The sequence below is a fragment of the Citrobacter sp. R-1.5.2 genome (assembly GCF_035064245.1).
Lineage (GTDB): Bacteria > Pseudomonadota > Gammaproteobacteria > Enterobacterales > Enterobacteriaceae > Citrobacter.
The window spans coordinates 274,394-297,482 of sequence record NZ_JASEYC010000002.1 but is presented as its reverse complement, the minus strand read 5'-3'; the positions used below and the strand labels follow the sequence as shown (position 1 = coordinate 297,482).

Genomic DNA, 23,089 nt, shown 5'->3' with positions numbered 1-23,089 from the left:
ATGACACAACCTCTGTTAGCCATTGAGAATTTATCCGTCGGTTTTCGTCAACAAGATACCGTACGCACTGTAGTCAACACACTCTCTTTGCGCGTTGATGCCGGGCAAACACTGGCGCTGGTGGGTGAATCTGGTTCAGGTAAGAGCGTCACCGCGCTTTCGGTGTTGCGTCTGTTGCCCACGCCGCCTGCGGTGTACCTCTCCGGTGATATCCGCTTTCACGGTGAATCATTACTTCACGCTAACGAGCAGACACTTCGCGGTGTACGGGGAAATAAAATCGCCATGATTTTCCAGGAGCCAATGGTATCGTTAAACCCATTGCATAACCTTGAAAAACAGCTCTATGAAGTCCTGTCGTTGCATAGGGGAATGCGTCGGGAAGCCGCACGGGCAGAAATTCTGACCTGTCTGGATCGTGTAGGCATTCGCCATGCAGCAAAACGCCTTACAGATTATCCGCACCAGCTTTCCGGCGGTGAGCGCCAGCGCGTAATGATTGCTATGGCGCTGTTAACCCGCCCGGAGCTGTTGATTGCCGACGAACCCACAACTGCGCTGGATGTCTCTGTGCAGGCGCAAATTCTGCAACTGCTGCGAGAATTGCAGCGTGAGCTGAACATGGGATTGCTGTTCATCACTCATAATCTTAGCATCGTAAGAAAGCTGGCCGATTCCATTGCCGTCATGCAGAACGGTCAATGCGTTGAACAAAACCGTGCCGAGCCACTGCTTGCTGCACCAACCCATACCTACACGCAGAAACTGTTAAATAGCGAACCCTCCGGCGATCCAGTCCCTTTACCCGCCGGACAACCACCATTACTGGAAGTGAATGGGCTCAGCGTCGCCTTTCCTGTACGTAAGGGTATCCTCAAGCGCGTGGTGGATCATAACGTGGTGGTTAACAACGTCAGTTTTGCCCTCAGGCCCGGTGAAACGCTGGGGCTGGTGGGCGAATCAGGATCCGGGAAAAGTACCACTGGTTTGGCGCTGCTGCGATTAATCACATCGCAAGGCAGTATTGTGTTCGATGGTCTGGCGCTGCATACCTTAAATCGTCGCCAACTGTTGCCAGTACGTCACCGCATTCAGGTTGTCTTTCAGGACCCTAACTCGTCACTGAATCCGCGTTTGAGCGTATTACAAATTATTGAAGAGGGATTGCGCGTTCACCAGCCAACGCTTTCCGCTGAACAGCGTGAAGCGCAGGTAAAAGCCGTGATGGCTGAAGTCGGACTCGATAGCGAAACCCGCCATCGTTATCCTGCAGAGTTTTCCGGTGGTCAACGCCAACGCATAGCCATTGCCAGGGCATTGATTCTCAAACCCTCACTGATCATTCTGGATGAGCCGACATCCTCGCTCGACAGAACCGTGCAGGCGCAAATCCTCACACTGTTAAAGTCCTTACAGGAAAAGCATCGTCTGGCCTATATCTTTATCAGCCATGATTTGCATGTCGTACGTGCGTTATGCCATCAGGTTATTGTGTTGCGGCAGGGAGAAGTCGTGGAACAGGGGCAATGCGAGCACGTATTTAACGCGCCACAACAGGCCTATACGCGTCAGCTGCTCGCGCTAAGCTGACGCTCAAAATGGATTGTTATTTGAAAAAGGTTCTGCGATGGCCACGCCGAAATTTTTCAGCCTGCAGGTCGCGGCAAACTCATCCTGGCGATTCACAAACAGGCACGGTTCCCCTTCACATTCCAGTACGGAACAAGGAACTTCAATATCGCTAAGCGCCTGACTGAGTTTATGCATGACCGACCACGCACTGTCGCCATCGGGACTGAGTAATTTTAGCGCTACCAGGCTGTTTTCTGTACTTTGGCCGTTTTGCGGAATCGGTTCAACTTTTGAGCCTGCGAAACCCACCGACCAACGATAGCACTGCGGCAGACGATGAACGATTGAGAGTTGTAATGTCATCACTTTCTTTCCCTGGAAGCACAGTCACTTCACAATTATTTTACATCAATATTAACACATCATTGACAATACGTCTTTAGACAGTTGGTAAACGTTTACACCCTGTCCTTAAGCCGCTTTCCGAACCCCGTATTTAAATTTATTCAATGGGTACGGCATGTTTCCGCGCTATATGTACGCGTTTCTGCGATCTAACTCAACCTTTTTAACTACAATGATGTGACTTTTTACATAAATTGATTTTACATAAAATAAACATTACTGGGGGGAATGATGGATTTGCGGTTGATATGCATCAACTCCGGAGGCGTTATAGCCCCCAGGTTGTGTATTAGATCACCGTTTTTTGCTGCGACTGGCGTAGAGATAGAAGAGAATTGAGCTGGTGGCGCAAAACGCAATCGACCAAATCATTGGCCAGGCTGAGTTAAAGGTCGCCAGTGACAAGAGCGCGCCAACAACAGCGCCGATACCAAAACGAAACGTCCCCGCCAACGATGAGGCTGTCCCGGCCATGTGCGGAAACTCATCCAGAATGACCGCCATCGCATTTGATGACACCATCGACACGCAACCTACAAACGCCGCAACACCGACAACCAGAGCCCAGAATCCAACGCCGAACAGTGCGCTGAATACCATCCAGCCCGCCATCACAAACTGGATCCACAGCCCGGTACGGAACATATTTAGTGCACCAACCCGACGAACAAAGCGACTGTTAATGATTGTCATCACAAACAGGAAAACGATGTTCAGTGCAAAGTAATAACCGAAGTGCTGTGGTGAAACATGGTTGATTTCAATGTAGACAAAGGGGCCTGCACTCAGGAAAGAAAACATCCCTGCAAAGCTAAACCCACTGGCCAGCATGTAACTCAGGACGCGCTTGTGGCGAAACAGCGAGGCAAAGTTGCCCAGAGTAGTACGCAAGCGAAACGGCTGACGGCGCTCAACGGGCAAGGTCTCTTTGATCAGCGTAAAGATCATCACCGAGGCCAGAATCGCCGCCACAGCGAGGATCCAGAAGATATAGTGCCAACTCAGCCATACCAGCACCCAACCGCCCACAATAGGTGCCATCAGTGGTGCAATCGTCGTCACCAGCATGACAAATGACATCATGCGCGAGAATTCTTCCTTCGGATAGATGTCGCGCATCAGGGCATTGATGACCACGCTTGCCGCCGCGGCCGCCAGACCGTGGAAGAAACGCATAGTGATCAACTGATCGATAGTTTGCGCCAACGCACAGGCGACCGCTGCCGCCGCAAACACCAGGGTCCCTCCCAGTATCACCGGTTTACGCCCGATGCTGTCGGCCATCGGCCCATAGATCAACTGCCCCACCGCGAACCCCAGAATATAGGTACTGAGGGTCATTTGCGCGCTGCCCGCCGGTACGCCAAATTGAGCAGAGATCACCGGCAGCGCCGGAAGATACATATCGATCGACAACGGCATCAACATGGCCAACAAGCCAAGGATAAAAACAATGGCAATTGAAGAGTTCTGCCGGGTGGTCACATTTAGCTCCTGATATTAACGCGGGGTTAAGTTAACGCTGGCGATTTCTTCTTCGGTCAATGGACGGTATTCACCGGGCTCCAGATCCTCATCAAGCTTGATGGCACCGATGCGTTCACGATGCAGTTCCACAACGTGATTCCCGACAGCGGCAAACATGCGTTTAACCTGATGATAGCGCCCTTCACTGATGGTCAAACGTACCTGAGTCGGCGTGATCACTTCCAGCACTGCCGGCTTCGTCAGATCTTTCTCGTTATGCAATTGCACACCACGGGCAAACTGCTCAGCGGTATCGTCTGCCACCGGTGATTCCAGCGTCACCCGATAAGTCTTCTCACAATGGTGACGCGGAGAGGTAATGCGATGCGACCACTGACCGTCGTCGGTCATTAACACCAGTCCGGTGGTGTCGATATCCAGACGTCCTGCCGCATGCAGTTTGTGCGCGACAGGTTCATCGAGAAAATAGAGCACTGTCGGGTGATCCGGATCATCCGTGGAGCAAACATAGCCCTGAGGCTTATTCAGCATAAAATAGCGTGGACCCGTCTGTTGAACCAAAGAATTGCCGTCATATTCAACGTCATGTTCTGGCAGCAGCTTAAAGGCGCTATTTCTGACGATTTCGCCGTCGACGGTAACACGGTTACCACGGATCTCACGCCCGGCAATAGCGCGGCTGACGCCGAGTTGCTGAGCGATAAATTTATCAAGTCGCATGAGTGTGATTTTGCCTGTAACAATACGGAAATCGGGCGTTATGCCCGAAAAGTGGAGCCGTTTTCCGCTCAGTATAACGAGCTAACAACTTCCCTCAAGGGAAAAAGATTCGTGGCATACTATACGCGAGACTGTTACATATTGTGAGCCCATGATTTTTACTCTTCGTCCTTACCAAAAAGAAGCCGTGGATGCCACGCTCAACCATTTTCGTCATCACCGCACGCCGGCAGTTATCGTCCTCCCCACAGGTGCAGGCAAAAGCCTGGTGATTGCTGAACTGGCGCGGGTTGCGCGTGGGCGCGTATTGGTGCTGGCACATGTCAAAGAGCTGGTTGCGCAGAATCATGCCAAGTACTGCGCTCTGGGGTTGGAAGCCGATATCTTTGCCGCCGGGTTAAAGCGCAAAGAGAGCCACGGGAAAGTGGTTTTTGGCAGCGTTCAGTCGGTGGCACGTAATCTGGACGCCTTCCAGGGAGAATTCTCCCTGCTCATCGTCGATGAATGCCATCGCATTGGTGATGATGAAGAGAGCCAGTATCAACAGATCCTGACACACCTGACAAACGTAAATCCTCATCTACGCCTGCTCGGGCTCACCGCCACGCCTTTTCGCCTGGGCAAAGGCTGGATTTATCATTTCCATTATCACGGTATGGTACGCGGCGATGAAAAAGCGTTATTTCGCGACTGCATTTATGAATTGCCGCTGCGCTACATGATAAAGCACGGTTATCTGACGCCGCCGGAACGCCTCGATATGCCGGTCGTACAATATGATTTCAGTCGCCTGCAGGCGCAGAGTAATGGCCTGTTCAGTGAAGCAGACCTTAATCGGGAGCTGAAAAAACAACAACGAATAACACCGCATATCATCAGTCAGATTATTGAGTTTGCTCAGACGCGCAAAGGGGTAATGATTTTCGCCGCTACCGTTGAGCACGCCAAAGAGATTGTCGGCCTGCTCCCTGCTGATGATGCGGCGCTTATCACCGGAGAGACACCGGGATCGGAACGTGATGTATTAATCGAAGACTTCAAATCACAGCGCTTTCGCTATCTGGTTAACGTTGCGGTCTTAACCACCGGATTTGACGCCCCACATGTTGATCTGATAGCCATCCTGCGTCCAACCGAGTCGGTCAGCTTGTACCAACAAATCGTTGGACGCGGGTTGCGCCTGGCTCCGGGGAAAACGGACTGTCTAATCCTTGATTACGCCGGGAATCCGCACGATCTGTACGCCCCGGAAGTGGGTGCGCCCAAAGGGAAAAGTGACAACGTTCCGGTGCAGGTATTCTGCCCTGCCTGCGGATTTGCTAACACGTTCTGGGGGAAAACAACCGCTGATGGCACACTGATCGAACACTTTGGCCGTCGCTGCCAGGGATGGTTTGAAGATGATGACGGTCATCGCGAGCAGTGCGATTTCCGCTTTCGTTTTAAAAACTGTCCGCAGTGTAATGCGGAAAATGATATTGCCGCTCGCCGCTGTCGCGAGTGCGATACGGTACTGGTCGATCCGGATGATATGCTGAAAGCCGCGCTCAGACTCAAAGATGCACTGGTTCTGCGCTGTAGCGGCATGGTGTTACAAAACGGCCAGGATGAAAAAGGTGAATGGCTGAAAATCACCTATTACGATGAAGATGGTGCCGACGTCAGCGAGCGTTTTCGCTTACACACGCCCGCGCAGCGAACGGCCTTTGAACAGCTGTTTATTCGCCCACATACCCGTACCCCCGGCGTGCCCTTACGCTGGATAACCGCCGCCGATATCCTCGCCCAACAGGCCCTGCTGCGACATCCTGATTTTGTGGTGGCACGCATGAAAGGCCAGTACTGGCAGGTACGTGAAAAGGTCTTCGACTATGAAGGTCGTTTCCGGCGGGCACATGAATTACGCGGTTAATCGTACTTTTGATTGATGTACCCGCCGTTTGAGTATAGAATCTCGCCCGCTTTTGCATACGCAAAGCAGATCACTTACCTGTTGCTGGGTCGCCTGTAGCAGGAATTATTAAAGAGAGATTTAAATGTTTACTATCAACGCTGAAGTACGTAAAGAGCAGGGTAAGGGTGCGAGCCGCCGCCTGCGTGCCGCTAACAAGTTCCCGGCAATCATCTACGGTGGCGCAGAAGCCCCGGTTGCTATCGAACTGGATCACGATGCAGTTATGAACATGCAAGCTAAAGCTGAATTTTACAGCGAAGTTCTGACCCTCGTTGTTGACGGTAAAGAAGTTAAAGTTAAAGCTCAGGCTGTACAGCGTCACCCGTTCAAGCCGAAGCTGTCTCACATCGACTTCGTTCGCGCGTAATCGCCAACAAGTTGAAGAAAAACCCCGCCCTGGCGGGGTTTTTTTATGGGGTTTTGTTGGCGGTAAAGAGGAATCACGCAGGCCGGATAGGCGTTAACTCGCTTATCCGGCAAATGGCTCTATTTCCCGCCTGATGTGCGACGCTGCAGTTGGTCACGCAGGTTCGGCGGCGTACCTTTAATGGTCAACGTGTCTGTCGCCGGGTCCCAGAAAATACGCTCGCCCAATAGCATGGCATCGAAGTTAATCGTCAATCCACCGCCGCTTCCGGCAAATTTCGTTAACTGACGCAGCGTACTGCGATCTGCCGGGAAGCTTTCTTCCAGCTCATACCCTTTATCCGCGGTAAACTCACTAAAGCTGACTTCACTGACGCCGGAAAGCTCTTTGGATAGCGACTCCAGTTCGATCTCTTCACCTGCCTGCAACTGCTCGTTACAGTAACTGTAGACCTGCTGGCGCACGTTCTGACGCTCAGTCTTATCGAGCTGCGCCTCAGCGGTAAAGTCGTCCACGGCCTGCAGCAGGCCACGGTTTTGCGCTTTGGCATTCAGACCTTCGCTGGCACCGAGGAAATCCATAAAGAAATCGGCAACTTTACGCCCGACCCGCCCTTTCAGGAACGTCAGGTAGCGCGTGGACTCCGGGTTGGTTTCCCACTCGGTTAAATCAATACGCGCGACGATGTCCGCATGATTGATATCCAGATAGTGTGTCGGATTGATATCCAGATTTTCATTGACGCGCATGCTGCTTAAATTATTCAGCACCGCGACCAGAAGATACTCTACCGCCAGATAGCGATAATGGCAGAACAGTACGACACCACCGTCGGCAAAAGGATATTTCGCCAGTTCGTCGCGCAGACGTCCCGTCGCAGCACGACTAAAAGCCAGAAAATCCTCTTCACCCTGGCGCTGTAAGCGCAGCGTTTGCGCCAGCTCGCTCTCTTCGCTAAAGAGGCCATAGGCTTTATTCTTGGCGCTATACACCCGGTGCAACTCAGCCATCATCTCGACAACCGTCGCTGTCGGTTCCAGTAATGAATCGCGCAAGACCAGCTCAAGATTCTGCTCGTCACGTTTGATAAGCTGGTGCAGGGCAATCTGGTTGATATCCAGACTCATGATAAACTCTCCTTTTAGACCGGGCGGTATTCAACCACCTGCCGGGCAGTGACGCAATAGAAGATAAAAAAGCAGAAAAAAAACTGTCTCTACGGTAATATGTTGCCCTTTCATGAACAGACTGATTTCGATTTATGCCACAAATTTCCCGCTATAGTGACGAACACGTTGAACAATTACTAAATGAGATGCTCAACGTACTGGAAAAACATAAGGCACCAACCGATCTTTCCCTGATGGTTTTGGGAAATATGGTGACTAACCTTATCAATACAAGCATCGCACCGGCCCAGCGCCAGGCGATTGCGAACTCTTTTGCACGCGCATTGCAGTCTTCGGTAAACGACGACCAAGCGCACTAAGAGCCTGCTCCGGGGAAACGAACAACAGTTTATGGTAACTCATCATCAGCGCTACCGTGAGAAAGTCTCCCAGATGGTTAGCTGGGGGCACTGGTTTGCCCTGTTCAACATGTTGTTGGCCATGGTACTCGGTAGCCGTTACCTGTTTGTCGCCGACTGGCCGACAACGCTTGCAGGACGTGTTTATTCTTACCTGAGCGTTGTCGGGCATTTTAGCTTCCTGGTGTTTGCCACCTATCTGCTAATCCTGTTTCCTCTGACGTTCATCGTCATGTCCCAGAGGCTGATGCGATTCTTATCAGCCATTCTGGCGACAGCAGGTATGACGCTGTTGTTGATTGACAGCGAAGTGTTCACACGCTTCCACCTGCATCTCAACCCCATAGTTTGGGAGCTGGTCATTAACCCTGACCAGAATGAAGCGGCCCGAGACTGGCAGTTGATGTTTATCAGCGTGCCAATCATTCTGCTAATCGAAATGCTGTTTGCAACCTGGAGCTGGCAGAAACTGCGCAGCCTGACGCGTCGCCGCCATTTTGCCAAACCGTTAGCAGCATTCTTTTTCGTTTCATTTATCGCCTCACATGTGGTGTATATCTGGGCTGATGCCAACTTCTATCGCCCGATTACCATGCAACGTGCAAACCTGCCACTTTCCTATCCTATGACCGCACGTAAGTTTCTGGAAAAACATGGTCTATTGGATGCACAAGAGTATCAGCGCCGCCTGATTGAACAGGGTAATCCGGAAGCAGTCTCAGTCCAGTATCCGCTCAGTGAGCTGCGTTACCGTGATATGGGAACGGGTCAGAATGTCCTGCTGATCACCGTTGACGGTCTGAATTACTCGCGCTTTGAACAGCAGATGCCTGCTCTGGCTGAATTTGCCGGGCAGAATATCTCCTTTACGCGTCACATGAGTTCGGGAAATACCGCAGACAACGGGATTTTTGGCCTGTTTTATGGCGTATCTCCAAGCTACATGGACGGCATTTTGTCGACACGAACGCCTGCCGCGCTAATCTCTGCGCTGAATCAACAAGGTTATCAGTTAGGATTGTTCTCCTCTGATGGCTTCACTAGCCCACTGTATCGCCAGGCATTGCTGTCCGACTTTTCGATGCCAAACGTGCAAACGCAATCTGATCAACAAACTGCAAGCCAGTGGATCAACTGGCTGGGTCGCTATGCGCAAGATGATAACCGTTGGTTCTCATGGGTTTCCTTTAACGGAACGAACCTTGATGACAGCAACCAGAAGAATTTTGCCAAACGCTACGCCAGCGCGGCGCAAGATGTGGATGCAAACATCAACCGTATACTCAGCGCACTGCGTGATTCCGGGAAACTGAACAATACGGTGGTCATTATTACCGCAGGCCGGGGCGTGCCGCTGACGCAGGAAGAGAATAACTTCGCCTGGTCGCGTGGCCATCTACAGGTGCCTCTGGTTATTCACTGGCCGGGAACACCGGCGCAGCGTATTAATAGCCTGACCGATCATACTGACCTGATGACAACGCTGATGCAGCGTCTGCTCCACGTCAGTACCCCAGCAAGCGAGTACTCACAGGGTCAGGATTTGTTTAATGCAACACGCCGCCATTACTGGGTCACGGCAGCTGACAGCAGCACAATGGCCATTACCACACCAGAGATGACGCTGGTGCTTAATAACAACGGTAATTACCAGACCTATAATTTACGCGGCGAGAAAATTAAAGATCAGAAACCGCAGCTGAGTTTGCTGCTGCAAGTGCTGACGGATGAGAAACGATTTATCGCTAACTGATTAATTATAAATCAGTTAGCAGTCCATCCTCTTGCATTCGTGGTGGAAAGCAGTAGTATTAGCAGCCATAAGTGTCGGCACGTAGCGCAGCCTGGTAGCGCACTGTCATGGGGTGTCAGGGGTCGGAGGTTCAAATCCTCTCGTGCCGACCAAAAATTCCCAAAAAAACCAACCCTTGTGGTTGGTTTTTTTATGCCTGTTTTCTGTACGGGAAAGCAATGGGGAATTATCGGGGAAAAACCCCGGTGCACAGTACGCAACCCAAAAAAAGAAGCCAAGGAATGCTAACCTTCGGAACAAATTCATTGCTTTTTCTCCCGCTTGTCTAACTCATCTTTTACAGCTTGTCCTGTAAGTTCGGAAGCAGTAGAACCTGTAACGGCACTAATAACATCCTTTGTTACTTGATCCGTTACCGGAGACAATGAATCAACAACTTTTCCCCCTAAACTACCTGCTACACCAGGCTTTGTTGAATAAATAAGATTCTGTGCGAACGTCCCTGTAGCTGGCTGGATTTTCAGGCAATACGCACGCTTTCTGGCATACCTGCCTTCGCCATGTTGTTCAGCGCACGTAGCCTCTGCAACCTGACCATCGTAGTCACGCAGTGTCAGTGAACCTTCGAACAGCTGCTTTATCTAATACATAGCTGTTTCCGCTGTAGCGCGACGGTTATATTCCGTTGTCCATTTCCACAATGCATTGCTTCTACTCAGCCGCTGATTAGCAACGGCGCGATTGCGGTCCTCATACTCACCAGGCCTGTAACCCGCTCCCTTCCGGGGAGGAATGAGGGCGCGGATTATCTTACGGGCAGTTCATCGTGACATAACCGGGTATCGTAAGCGCCATCGGCAGCGGCCGACCTGATTTTCCGGAGGGTCTGCCGGAATACGCGTTTCATCACCAGAACGGTAGTGATGGCAAGGTCAGAAAATCATGCAGCCACGGTTGATTAGAGCTATAGGTGTGCCAGTGGGTGATTCTGAACTTCTGCTTTGCCACGGGACTGCCTGCGTTGTCAGGGAATGCGTGATCTGATCCTTCAACTCAGCAAAAGTTCGACTTATTCAACAAAACCATTCTGGAGTGTCTCTTTCATCAGCTCAAGCTCTGTCTTATCCGATACACTCAGGAAGTTATTCTCAACGACGTTTATGCAATTTATTTTTCAACCATACTCCAGCACCTAATACTACTCCTGCGATGCTCCCTTTTTTCAATGCGATATATAGTGCCTCTTCCCATGAAAAAAGGAATGCCCCATCCTTGATGAAGAAAATTGTTGACACTCCTAGTTGACATATGAAAAGAACAACAGAAATTAAGGCAGTACAGTACACAACCAGGAAAAGAAGCCAAAAGATACCAACCTTGTTGAAGAGATTCATTGCTTCTTCTCCCGCTTGTCTAACTCATCTTTTACAGCTTTTCCTGTAAGTTCAGAAGCAGTCGAACCTGTAACTGCACCAATAATATCCTTTGTCACTTGATCAGTTACCGGAGACAATGAATCAACATATTTTCCCCCTAAACTACCAGCCGCACTACCAAAGCCAGTGCTTATCACAGAGTTAGTCGGATCTTCCCCTTTAATCACACTGCCAATCGCAGCACCTCCCATATTGATCGCTGCTGATGCCTGCCAACTTTTACCTGTAGTCGCGGCAGCTGTCACACCGGCGAGAATTGCATCAACATAGCTGAAAGGATCATTCCCGCTAAGTTGTACGGTCGTATTCACGCCCACACCGATTGCCGCATTAAGCACCATACCTTCTTTTATTGTGGTGCCAAGGACACTGCTACCAAATAACAATACCGGGTCTCCAATACTGGTGTTGGATTTATGATAACCCCAGGTATTCATGATGGTTTGTGCTTTCTGCTGCGCCTCTGTCTGTGGCGCTGACTTCATATAATCCTGCCCAGTCAGCATTCCTGCGATCAGCTCTTTAGTTACTGCCTCACCATATTTTGCCTGCATGTCAGATGCATATATCTTCAAATAACTTACCAACTCGGTTCGCTCTGCCGTGCTCAATTCCGCTGGTTCTTTATTGAACTTAGCAACCAGTGCATCGCTACGTTTATCGGCATTCTCAAGTTGTAAAAACTCTTTCGCAGTTTGCAGGGATTTATCGCCTTTTAAGACTTTCTCTGCCAAAGCATCACGTTTTTCCGAGGAGGTACTGCTCAGGAAATTATTCTCAACCGCATTTTTCCCGGCCTGCGCCCCGGCAGCCGCCGACGCCGTACTGTCACCCGACAGACCACCGGCCATCCCTGCTGATATCGTTGCCAGCGTGCTGATGGTCTGCTTCTGATCCTCACTCAGTTGCGACAGATCAGTCACATCAGGATACAGCATACCTGCAATCGCCCGGGCCGCAAGTTCACCCGTTGCCGCACCCGCTGCGCCCGCTGCCGCGCTGTTTCCCTGCATCGCCGCCACTGCACCGCCCAGTATCGCGTGGGCAATAACATTTACCGCAGTATTGCCCTCTGTCGATTTAAGTAGATGCGCTAGCTCCGGTGCTGACGCCCCCGCCAGCGCGGCCCCCATATCACCACCAGCCAGCCCCTGAAGCGCCGCCGTTGCCGCCTGAATCCCCCGCTGAATATCGCTGCCCGTGCCATACTTCGCCAGTTCTTCCTTATACTTCGGCGTATCTTTCAGCTTATCCGCAGGCAGATTCGGATTGTCCTTGCGCGCCTCTTTCAGCGCATTTATCTCTCCCTGTGTTCTGGCAATATCCGCTGCCTGACCGCCAATATCACTGATGAGACTTACCGTCTGCAGCCGCTTCTGCTCTTTCTCTTTGTCAAAAATCGGGCTGATGCTGTCGTTCGCATGTTCTGTATCACGGCTCAGACCGGATATATCCTGCTGCTGGTTCGCTGTATCACGAACCGTAATTGTTCCTACCGCTACCGCCGCCTGCGTAGTTCCTTCCGCATGCCCGCTGTTGCCACCCGCTGAAATCATTCCACCCGGCATATTGCCTTTGAACGTGTCGCCGCCAAAAGAACCGCCGCCGCTCAGGCTGACGCCTGAATGACTGACCTTAAAGTCCGCTTCGTTATGAATGTCCCTGAAACCCAGCGTTCCGGTATCCAGGCTGTTTTTGTCCCCCGTTGCCGTCGAAGCGATTACCGCACCGTCCAGTTGCGTGTGACGTCCCACCGCCACATCAAATCCGCCATCGCCCGCAAAAAGCCCTGTCTGCTCCTGAACCGAGTCATAAGTGCTTTTCATCTTGTCCTGGCTGGCGCTGATATAGCCCGAACCGGTCATGCTACCGAAGGTAAAACTGCCGCCTGCCGCTACGCTGTTCTGCTTCGATTTGTAGTCGTTGCTGTCCTGCTGGCTGCTCATCCACAGGTCTCGACCAATATCCGCGACCACTTTATCGCCGCTGACCTGCGCGCCATTCAGAAGGGCATCGCGACCACTGCTCATCGATACTATGCCTCCGCTGTCCAGCGTGGTCTCCGTCCACGCCGTGCCGTTACCCTTCTCATGTCCTTTTGCCGCATTCACGTTGGCGAAGACGCTGATACCATAGCCATTGGTTCCTCCGCCAATGCTGACCCCTACACCGCCGCCGCTGCTGCTATTTTTCCCGGTTGTCTGTTGAGTGTTTGCCGCACCGCTCAGTACGATATCATTCGCTGCTGCAAGCGTGGTGTCCCCACCCGCCTTTATCTGGCTGCCGCCGATCAGAATATCGCCGCTGTTCCCGCTCTGACCTTTACCCGTCGCCGTAATAGCCAGATTGTTGCCTGCATTCAGGGTGCTGCCTGCCACAGTATCACTCCGGGCATGCTGCTCAGACTTTGATTTCTGGGAAGTCAGAGAAATGCTGACGCCTATACCGTTATTCGGATCGCCACCGGCCTGAGCAACTGCAACCCCCTGCGCAGCCTGCACGCCGGAAAGCGCCGCTTTCGTTGCCTTCAGAGCCGCAAGACGATCGTCACTCTCATCTTTCGCATCCTGCGCTGCTGAAACCGCGCTGTTCACCGCACTGCCCACAGCCCCTGACAACGCCACCGTCAGTCCGCTGGTTTTCTGCTCAAACTTCTCATCACGGGTGCGTTTGTCGTGTCCCGGTTCAATAAGTACACTATCGCCGCGAACAGCAATATCTTTCTGGGCGATGATATCCGCGCCGCCGATATGTGCCTGCTGGCCTGCGGTGATACTGACGTTGCCCCCCGTAGAACCGACCGTACTGAAGCTCTCGCTTTGAGTGGTGCCTTTTTCGCGCAGATCGTGCGTCGTTTTACTGCTACCGATGGTGAAGCCGATCCCGCCCGACCCCATCAGCCCGCTCTTTTTCGTCTCTTTAAAGCGCCATGAGGTATCCGTATTGGTGGCGGCAACGATATCCACATTGTTGTCAGCCCCCAGCGCCACATTGCCGTCACCGGCAACGGCTGAACCCTGTACCAGAATGTTATTCCCGGCGGCGACAGTCACATTGTCCCCGCTCAGCAGCGCACCTTTTTCCCGCGTAGCGCTGTCTTCTTCAATCGTATGGGTAGTCTTTTTACTGAGGAATCCTTTTTTGGTTTTCGTGGTTTCCTGGTAGTGATAATCGCTCTCTGTGGCGGTCGTGAGATTCACATCCCGGCCTGCCGTGACGCCGATATCGCCCTGCGCCGTAACATCCGCTGCCTGCGCACTCACATCGCGCCCGGCAATAATGACGGTGTCGCCGCCGCTGGCAATTTCCGTCCCCTGCTGGCGTACGGCGTCATTGACCACGGTTTTCTTCTTCGCACGATAGCTGTCGCCGTCGGTTGTTGCTTCAGCCAGCAGGTTGACATCACGCCCGGCCAGCAGACCCACATCATTTTCCGCTGCCAGCCCGGCCGCGTGAGAATTAATATCCTGACCCGCTTTCAACACCAGATTGTCACCCGCTGAGACGGTGGTACGGGAAAGCCCGGTGCTGTGCGATTCACTGCCGCCGTTACGGCTATTCTGCTGAGTGGTGGCCGCATTCAGATTGAGATCGTTAACCGCTGTAAGCTGAGCATTCCCTCCCGCGTTAACATTGCTGGCGGTGACGTTGAGGTTATTCCCGGCATTGATACCGAGGTTACCGCCCGCGTTAATGGTGCTACCCTGCCAGTCCACTGACGAACGCCCCGTCTCTGTTATCCAGCGTCCAGAGTGGCTCCGGGCATCGTTAATCTGGTTGGCATTTACCGCAATATCTCCCCACGCATCCATCAGCAATGAGCCACCCGCAGAGAGATTCGCGCCAGTGACGGTGATATCCTTGCCTGCCGAGAGCGACAATCCGTCCTGTGCGGTAATGGATGCCACAGACCCCAGCAGCGTATCTTTAAAGCTCACATTGCGGTATTTATCCCTGGCACTCACATCAATCTGTTCCGCCAGCGTCAGGTTATTGATGTCGCCGCCCAGACTTTCCAGCGTCACCGTTTTTCCGCTAATGGCGGAGCTGACGTTATTGATATCGCCAATCGCACTCAGCGCAAGGTTGCCCCCGGCCTGCATCAGACTATTGTTAAGGTTGTTGATGCTGTTCTGACTGTCGAGAGTGAGATCGTTTCTCGCCAGCAGCGTACTGCCAGCGTTGGTGATATTCCCGCTGGTAAGCTGAACATTATTCCCGGCAATGACGCTACCGTTGTTCACCGTGATATCTTTTGGCGAGAGATATAGCTTCGGTATCATGACCGTCTCACCGTTGACGGTCGCGGCTTCCCACCACAGCATGCTGTGCTCAAGGTTCGCTATCTGATCGGCCGTCAGGGCCACCCCAAATTTCAGCCCCAGCGACTGCTGGGTACTGGCAGCGCTGTCCATCAGATAACGCATCTGGTCAAGATCAGAACCTATACCGTTGATGTAACGACTTCCCGTCTTATTCAGCATGGCGTTACTGACATAGCGGGTATCGAACGCCGCATCACCGAGGAAACGGTAGTCATATTCCGGGTTCAGTTTGAGACGATCGAGCATATAGGCCGATCCCAGAAACTGGTTTTGATCGGTATACGCAACGTTAGTTTCACGCGGCGCTTCGCCCGGTTTGATACCCAGCATGGCATTCAAATCACCAAACAGGCTGGGATCGAGTTGACCAAGGCCATTCAGTTTCGGGTTGACGTTGATCAGGTACGGGCTTTTCGGATCGTCGGAGACGACGAAATAACCGTTCTTTCCGGAAGGCAACGGATACACGCTGGTATCCACCGTTTTGCCCTGATTTTGCCCGGCGGTATTCACGCCCTTCTCGCCTGGGTTAATCAGGCCATTCAGTTGGCCGAGGCTGGCATCACCTTTCTGCGTGGTAGAAACAGAGCTGAGCGTGGCGTCTGATACGCCACCGCTTTCCAGCGTGCCGCCGCCGTTAATCTGCTGCAATGCGTCATGCAGTCGATCGTTCCACGGTGGGGAACTGACGCTCACCGTGTCATTGCCTGCCAGCGCCTGCTTTTGCACCCCATTACTGAGGGTTTGGTTGCTGAGAGTGTTGAGGGTTGGCACAGAAATAGTGGTGCCAACTCCACTGTTCGCCGTGATGCTGGTATTACTAATGTCATTAGTGAAATTCGCTGTAATATTCCCACCCGCACTAATCACTGAGCGGTATGACTCACTATCAGCTGTAAACTCCTTTTTAATTTCCCCTAAAACATACGGAACCCCTATGTATTCGAAGCCATCTTTATTGGGTATAACCAGTCCTCCGTAAGTATCAGTGGACTGATACCATTTACCGTATCTGGGATAGCCCTTAAGTCTCTCAGGGGTTAAATTGCAATTATCAGAGAACCACTCACACCGGTATTCAGCCTCTTGATAAACGATTTCATGCCCGGCTTCGGCAGAAAGATTATTCAACGAATCTCCTCTCAGTATTGCCTCTCTGTCCGAAAGAATATGGCTTGCACGGTTATCCATTATTGTAGCGTTGATAACAATATCCCTACCTGAGGCAATACGTGCGGCATCCCCCGTAGCATTCGCTTCAACTATTGATTCACTTAATATAAAACGACGAATATCATTCCCAACTAAAAGATACTTATAGCTATCGTGGCAGATCTGACTATTTCCGGCACAACTTTCTCCCCAATAGCTCCAGATAATATTTTCAGGTGATTTCAGCCATTCCTGCAGACTAAGCGCAACATCCGGCTTTTTCTTACCATCACCAATCGTGATTGGAAATAAAAATGGTCCCGAAGGTAATGCATTAGAAAATTCCTGTTTTCTCTGACTGAAAGTCAACCCATCCCGCTGGTTTAGCAGATGCCCGGTTTTGATGGTGATATCACCATTCTGGGTTTCGATATTGCCGGAGGTGTTGACCACTTCGCTGTTGGCATTTCCCGCCGCATCTCGCTGCATCCACAGATTGTTGCCTGCGAGGATATCGCCGCGCTGGTTGGTAATGGTGTTGGCATAAAGCGCCAGATTATTTGCCGCGTACAACAGCGCCGTATTAACGATAGCGCCAGCCGCATTGAGCGTCAGAGAACCACGCGTGCCGGTGAAACCATCGACTGAAATATTACCGCGACTGGTCAGCGTAATATCGCCACCGCCCTGTAACGTTCCGGCGGCATTGAGCGCCACGTTGCTGCCGCTGAGGTGGCTCGCACCATTGCCCGTTGTGATTTGCCCGTTATTGCTGAGCTGCCCGCCCGCCGTCAGGTTGAGCGACTGCCCTTGAAGCACGCTACGGTTGTCGATAGCACCTTCGCTGGTCATGGTCAGCGTTTTACCCGCGGCAAACGCGCTTTGCGCAGTAAAGCCATTCACCAGTTTCAGCGTCAGATTACCCAGCGCAACCACCTGCCCCAACGCATCCAGCCCGTGGCTTTCAACGGTCAGATCGCCACCGCTGAACAGTTTGCCTGCCGCATTCTGATTAACCTGACTGGCATTAACACTCAGTTGCGAGTTGCCCAACAGCGTACCGTTATTCGTCACCTGCGTGTATTTCACTGCCAGTTGACCGGCCTGTGTCGTTCCCTGGTTGGTAAAATTGTTACCGGTAAGCGTGGCGCTGTCGGCCAGCCAGTTCCCGCCATTGGTGGCCGTTGCCGCATTCAGAATGAGGTTTGTCGCTTGTAACCAGCCTGCGCCGGAATACTGCGGCGTGGTCAGCGTCATTCCCGCGCCGGAAAGCAGTTTACCGTCATTGAGCGCGCGAGTTGTGGCGTTAAGATGGGTCTCTCCACCGCCCTGCATTAAACCGTAGTTGGACAGCACTGGCGTAGAAAGCGTCAGCTCCTGACGGCTGACAATCTCCCCGGAGGCCTGGTTTATCAAATCGCCGCTCAGCGACAGTGTTGCGCCATTATCCCCTTGTAGGCGTCCGCTGTTGGTCAATGTGCCGGACGTCATGCCCAGCGTCGCACCCTGAATTTTGCCCTCGTTGGTGACTGACGCCGCAGTCAGATCCAACGCGCCGCCGCTCAGCATACTGCCCGCTTTCTGCTGCCTGACCGCGCCGTTCATGGCAAGCGTGAGCGCATTTACGCCGCTAATTGCCGCACTGTTATCGAGGGTTGTCCCCTTCAGCGTAAGATTTTTCGCCGTTCATTGCCCGGAGTTAGTCAGAGAAAGCGCCTGTAGCGTCGCGTTACCCAGCGCGGTAATTTTGCTGCCCGCTGTGGAAGTCAGGTTATTCGCGAGCGTAAGCTGCAGGGCGTCGGCGCTGTGTATTGCCCCATTGTTTGTCAGCGTTTGCGCATTGAGCTGAATCGACTGCCCCTGCCATGTACCATTATTCGTCACATCGCCAGAAGTGAGTTTCAGCGTACCCTGCGTCAGCAGTGAACCGCCTGCTGCGTTAATCAATTCCTGTTGCGGTGAAGCCATCGCCATGCGCGCCATCAGACGCTGACGTGCTTCCAGCGTCAGGCTTTGCAGGCCGGTCAGCGCGCCCTGGTTGTGGATCCGGTTTTGCTGCAGGGTCAGGGTCTTTCCCTGTACCGTGCCGCTGTTATCAAGCTGTGCGCCGTCGAGCGTTACGTCGCTTTCGCTGAGCAGCTTTCCGCTGTTATCAAGCTGCTGCGCGGTCAGTGACATTCCGCCATGACTCATCACATCGCCTGACGTGGTAAGGCCGTTGTTTACAGTCGCCGTCAGATTACCCAGGCTTATCAGCGAGCCTTTGTGCAGCCAGTCATCAGCGGTCAGCGTAAGTTGCTGCCCCTGCAGCGTTCCTTGCGTCGTTATACTGCTGGCATCAAAGGTCAACGCGCCGCCGCTCAGCGTACGGGATGTTATGCCCGTCGTGAGTACATCGCCAGACAGGGCCAGTCCGTTTGTCCCCTGCCACAGACCTGTATTGTTTAACATCGAGGCTGCAAGTGTCAGCCTGTCACCGGCAATACGGCCGGCGCTGTTGATATCATCAGCCCTCAGCGTCAGTGCGCCGCCACTTTGAATGTGTCCGGGGTTGATAAGTCGCCCGGATAGCTTGCCTTCCAGGCCATGTAAACCGTTAAGCACGCCGCTGTTATTCAGCGAGCCGGCAGTGAATGTCAGGACATCGCCCTGCAGTATGCCGGCGTTTTCCATCGCACCGGTATGCACCAACAGCGCATTACCGGCCAGCCATTTGCCTGTGGCATCCGTGGTGAAGGTATTCGCAGAAACCGAGGTACTGTCATTACCCTGAACCAGACCGCTGTTACGGATGGATTTTCCATCCAGAGTGACACTTTTCGCCGCCAGCGTACCGCGGTTATCCAGAGAGGCGGTATTTATCGACGCCCCCTGTTTCGCCACCAGGTTACCCTGGTTTTCAACTGAGTTTGCCAGCGTCAGGTCCAGGGAATCGGCCTGAATATCACCGGCGTTAATTAATGTGCTGCCGTGCAGCGTGAAGTCGGTATTCGTCAGCAGCAGACCGTGGTTTTCCAGCGTATCGAGGCCTAAATCCAGCCCCGCGCCGCTAACCAGTTGTCCCTGCTGACCATTAAACAGATTGCGGGTGGCGAGCTGTAGCACCGAATTACCCTGCACAGTGCCGTTATTCATAAGCTCCGGCGCGGAAATGCTAAGGGATTTTGCTGCAATCGTTTTGTCGTTAAACAACTGCGCTGCAGCCAGTTCGAACAGATTCAGACTGCGCAGCGCTCCCTGATTGTCCAGTCGCTCGCTGGCAGTGATCTTCAGGCTATTCTGAGCCTGAATGCTGCCGCCGTTCCGCAGGATGTCCAGCGTAATCGCCGCCGTACGGGCCTCCAGTTGGCCATCGTTGTCGATACGCTTTCCGCTAAGATGCAACGCTTCGCCGCTGGTTACCTGCCCACCCGCAAGGTTAGTGAAGCGATTGCCATCCCAGGCGAGCGCCTGATTTCCCTGCAGGATCCCACTGTTGCTGAGATCGCCGTGTAATGCCAGCACCTTCGCCGCCAGCATTCCGCTGTTATTCGCACTGGCGGCATGCACGGTCATACCTTGTTGACTGAGTACCTTGCCCTGGTTAGTGAACACGTCGTGTACTGTCGCCGTTACCCCCGCTTCACCTAACGCATTACCGCTGTTTTGCCACGTATTTGCTTCCAGATTCAGCGTGCCGCCCTGCAGCAAACCGGTGTTGTGGAGGGTCTGATTCTTCAGGCTCAATTCACCCACCGACAACACATTCCCGTCGTTATTCACGTCCTGACTGTTCAGCACGAGCGTATCGGCGGCCATGAGTCCGAGGTTATCTGTCTGCTGTCCGTTAACAGATAATGACGTGTCCGCCAGCAGGCGCCCCGCGGTTTCGTTTTTTACCGTCGCATATTCACTTTGCAGATTAACGCCATTAATTTCTCCGCCATTAACCAACTGGCGACCGTTGAGGTGCAATGAACCGTCGGTGGTAATTAGCCCATGGTTGGTCAGATACGGTATATCCAGCGCCAGAGAACGCCGGGCATAGAGCGAACCGCCGCTAAGGTTATCTAACGTATCAATCTGCAGATCCAATGCTGCGTTGCCCTGCATCAGGCCGCTGTTCACAACATGCTGACTGCGAAGCGTTAACGTGTCGGCTACCAGAGAGCCGCTGCTGGTCAGCATTTCAGGTGCAATAATCGAGATGCGTTCAGCGCTGGCGCTACCGCTATGAGTCAGCGTCGCCGCGCTGAGCGTCAGGGTATCGGCCAGCAGTTCACCCTGGTTATCAACTGACTGCTGCGCGCTGAAACCAACGCGTGTGCCGGTGGATTTTCCGCCATGACTGAGCCTGTCCGCCGTTACGTCCAGCGAACCTTTTGCCGCCTGTACACCGTCCAGTGTGACGCTGTTGCCGGTAATCGCAAGGTCCAGACCGCTCTGCAGATGACCGTCCTTGCCAGTAGTCAGCTGCTTTGCGCCTACGTTAAGCGCACCAGCGGCATTAACCTGACCGTTCAGGTTCAGGTTTTGCGCAGCGTTTAACTGTATGCCCTGTTGTCCGGCGATCAGCGAATCTTTCGCGGCGTTGAGGTTTTCAGCATTGACTGTCACCCCCCGGTTGCCAGAGAGGACGCCATATTGTTCAACTGACGCGGCCTGAACCGCCAGAGTGCCATCAGAGAGCAACTTTCCACTATTACGCAGCGTGGCATCAGCCCGGATATCCGCATCGTTTTTCGCGCTTAGGATCCCCTGTTGGTTCAGCGTTGTTGTCTGTACTGAAAGCTGGCTCCCGCTCGCCAGCGTGCCCTTATTATCCAGCGCCCCGCTATGGACCGATACGCTGTTACCCTGCATCAGACCTGTGTTGCTAAGACGGCTGACAGAAGCATCAAGACTGCCGTTTGCCGCCAGTTGACCACCATTCACGAGGTGGTCACCGGAAAGAGACAATGCGCCTCCCGCATTGACCTGTCCCTGATTGTTCATTTCGCTACCGGCCAGGCTTAATGCTCCTTTCGCATCGGCCCGACTGGCGTTATCCAGCGCTATGCGCTGCGCCTTCAGCGTGAGTCCGTTACCTGCAGAGAGCAATCCCCCTTTAGCCGACAGATTACCGTGACTGTTAAGGCTAACATCAGCATCACTCCCTAGCGTGGAGCGGGTCAGCGTCAGCCCATTAGTACTCGCGACATCCAGTTTTTCTTTACTGGTCAGACTACCGTCGTTGATTGTCAGCGAACCGTCACTGCGCAGTGAGGTGTTTTTCTGGCTAACCAGAGTGGTTGCGGCAACGGCTACATTCTGTTTAGCAGCCACGTGCAACTCGCCAACTGCGGCAATCCCGCCACCCTCGATCGTCATCTTGCCATCGCTACCCAACTGCACGTTTGCGCCACTGGAGAGATTTGCTCCTTGTAGCGCTAACGCCCCGGTGCTGTTGATGACCATCCCGCTTGCAGTCTTATGGTTGCCGGTCAACGTGACGCCTTCGCCACTGGCGGAAAGACCACCGTTTGCCAGACTGTTGCCGATCGTTAATTTCCCGTTAGCATTGAGGGTGATATCACCCTGACGGGCATTCAGATTCCCGAGGTTGACTCCCAGCCCTTTCTCGCTGGAGACCAGATGAATACGGTTAGCGTACATCCCACCTAATGCGCCGGTGTCTACCGCAATTTTCGGTGCATCCCCTTCGCCATTCAGCGGGCTCGTCTGGCCATTCGCCGCAACGCGATTCGCCCCGGCGATAACATTCAGATCTTTGGCGTGTAGCGCAGCGTTAATTTCCGTGGCGCGGGCAATAATTGACACCGCATCGCTCTGGCTTCCATCCAGCCCTTTGCCTTCAATGGTAATGCTGCCTTTGCTCACATCCAGCGACTGCAGGTTACCGTTAGCATCCAGCACCGGTTTACCGGTAGTCAGGGTGGCGTTAGGCGTGTTGATAAAACCGCAGCCGTTACAGGTGATGCCATACGGGTTGGCGACCATCACGTTCGCCGCTTTACCCGCCACTTCCGTATAGCCCTGAAGCTGCGAACGGTTAGCGCCAGTAACTTCGTTGATGATCCCTGACGCTTCCTTTCCGGGACGCAGGTTCGGGTTATTCTGGACGATGCCGCCGAGCTGGGTTTGGGTAAATTGCCCGGTCGCGTTGTTGAGGATCAGCCCCTCTTTTCCCACGTTGTAGTCGTTATATTTGTTGTGTGAAATCCCGGACTGGTTCGGCGTGGCAATATTCACCACCGGAACACCATTGGCGGCTTTATCCATCTGCGTATTGCCTTCAGGCGTGATGGCGGCAGCCATCGCCGGGAGCAGCGGTTGGGTAGCCAGCAGGAAACTCAACATGCCACTTAGCAAACGCTGGGAGAAACGCACCTGATCCTTTTTCATCATCC

The 23,089-nt window shown here is 53.0% G+C and carries 12 protein-coding genes, 1 tRNA gene and 1 pseudogene; 6 read left to right on the top strand and 8 right to left on the bottom strand.

Annotation, left to right across the window (positions count from 1 at the left end; all coding sequences use genetic code 11):
- Nucleotides 1-1,590, top strand: coding sequence for a microcin C ABC transporter ATP-binding protein YejF (yejF, locus tag QMN38_RS05385; RefSeq protein WP_323604655.1), 1,590 nt, complete (start codon nt 1-3; stop codon nt 1,588-1,590).
- A gap of 3 nt (nt 1,591-1,593) precedes the next feature.
- Here yejF and QMN38_RS05380 read toward each other — a convergent pair whose 3' ends face one another.
- From QMN38_RS05380 to rsuA, 3 genes are all read right to left on the bottom strand, one after another.
- Nucleotides 1,594-1,938 carry a YejG family protein gene (locus QMN38_RS05380; protein WP_137384093.1) on the bottom strand — a complete coding sequence of 115 codons (345 nt, stop codon included), beginning with the start codon at nt 1,936-1,938 and terminating at the stop codon, nt 1,594-1,596.
- A 333-nt stretch (nt 1,939-2,271) separates the two neighbouring features.
- Nucleotides 2,272-3,462: a Bcr/CflA family multidrug efflux MFS transporter gene (locus tag QMN38_RS05375; RefSeq protein WP_271440090.1), complete on the bottom strand. Its 1,191-nt coding sequence runs from the start codon at nt 3,460-3,462 to the stop codon at nt 2,272-2,274.
- 15 nt (nt 3,463-3,477) lie between these two features.
- Nucleotides 3,478-4,185 (bottom strand): 16S rRNA pseudouridine(516) synthase RsuA, encoded by a 708-nt coding sequence (gene rsuA / locus QMN38_RS05370; protein ID WP_137384095.1) that lies wholly within the window; start codon nt 4,183-4,185, stop codon nt 3,478-3,480.
- Between the two features lie 151 nt (nt 4,186-4,336).
- Here rsuA and radD point away from each other — a divergent pair, with 151 nt between their 5' ends.
- Nucleotides 4,337-6,097 carry a DNA repair helicase RadD gene (radD, locus tag QMN38_RS05365; RefSeq protein WP_323604654.1) on the top strand — a complete coding sequence of 587 codons (1,761 nt, stop codon included), beginning with the start codon at nt 4,337-4,339 and terminating at the stop codon, nt 6,095-6,097.
- 124 nt (nt 6,098-6,221) lie between these two features.
- Nucleotides 6,222-6,506 (top strand): 50S ribosomal protein L25, encoded by a 285-nt coding sequence (gene rplY / locus QMN38_RS05360; protein ID WP_137384097.1) that lies wholly within the window; start codon nt 6,222-6,224, stop codon nt 6,504-6,506.
- Between the two features lie 119 nt (nt 6,507-6,625).
- On the opposite strand, the gene yejK is transcribed toward rplY, so the two are convergent.
- Complete coding sequence (gene yejK / locus QMN38_RS05355; RefSeq protein WP_271440092.1) at nt 6,626-7,633, bottom strand: nucleoid-associated protein YejK; 1,008 nt, start codon at nt 7,631-7,633, stop codon at nt 6,626-6,628.
- A gap of 134 nt (nt 7,634-7,767) precedes the next feature.
- On the opposite strand from yejK, the gene QMN38_RS05350 reads away from it, so the two are divergent.
- The 3 genes from QMN38_RS05350 (at nt 7,768) to QMN38_RS05340 (ending at nt 9,939) form a co-directional block, all read left to right on the top strand.
- A complete protein-coding gene (locus QMN38_RS05350; RefSeq protein WP_003027506.1) occupies nt 7,768-7,995 on the top strand; it encodes a YejL family protein in 228 nt (75 codons plus the stop codon).
- Nucleotides 7,996-8,026: 31 nt separating this feature from the next.
- Nucleotides 8,027-9,787, top strand: a complete 1,761-nt coding sequence (gene yejM / locus QMN38_RS05345) for an LPS biosynthesis-modulating metalloenzyme YejM (RefSeq protein WP_271440093.1) — start codon at nt 8,027-8,029, stop codon at nt 9,785-9,787.
- A 75-nt stretch (nt 9,788-9,862) separates the two neighbouring features.
- A tRNA-Pro gene (locus tag QMN38_RS05340) sits at nt 9,863-9,939 on the top strand.
- 368 nt (nt 9,940-10,307) lie between these two features.
- Here QMN38_RS05340 and QMN38_RS05335 read toward each other — a convergent pair.
- The 4 genes and pseudogenes from QMN38_RS05335 to QMN38_RS26955 all read right to left on the bottom strand — a co-directional run.
- A pseudogene (locus QMN38_RS05335) lies at nt 10,308-10,685 on the bottom strand (transposase); the annotation flags it as partial.
- Nucleotides 10,686-10,935: 250 nt separating this feature from the next.
- Nucleotides 10,936-11,181, bottom strand: coding sequence for a hypothetical protein (locus QMN38_RS05330; protein WP_267455941.1), 246 nt, complete (start codon nt 11,179-11,181; stop codon nt 10,936-10,938).
- Nucleotides 11,178-18,269 carry a hemagglutinin repeat-containing protein gene (locus QMN38_RS26960; RefSeq protein ID WP_416348256.1) on the bottom strand — a complete coding sequence of 2,364 codons (7,092 nt, stop codon included), beginning with the start codon at nt 18,267-18,269 and terminating at the stop codon, nt 11,178-11,180. The genes QMN38_RS05330 and QMN38_RS26960 overlap by 4 nt, the downstream gene beginning before the upstream one ends.
- 117 nt (nt 18,270-18,386) lie before the next feature.
- Nucleotides 18,387-23,084, bottom strand: coding sequence for a two-partner secretion domain-containing protein (locus QMN38_RS26955; RefSeq protein ID WP_416348255.1), 4,698 nt, complete (start codon nt 23,082-23,084; stop codon nt 18,387-18,389).
- Nucleotides 23,085-23,089: the final 5 nt, after the last annotated feature.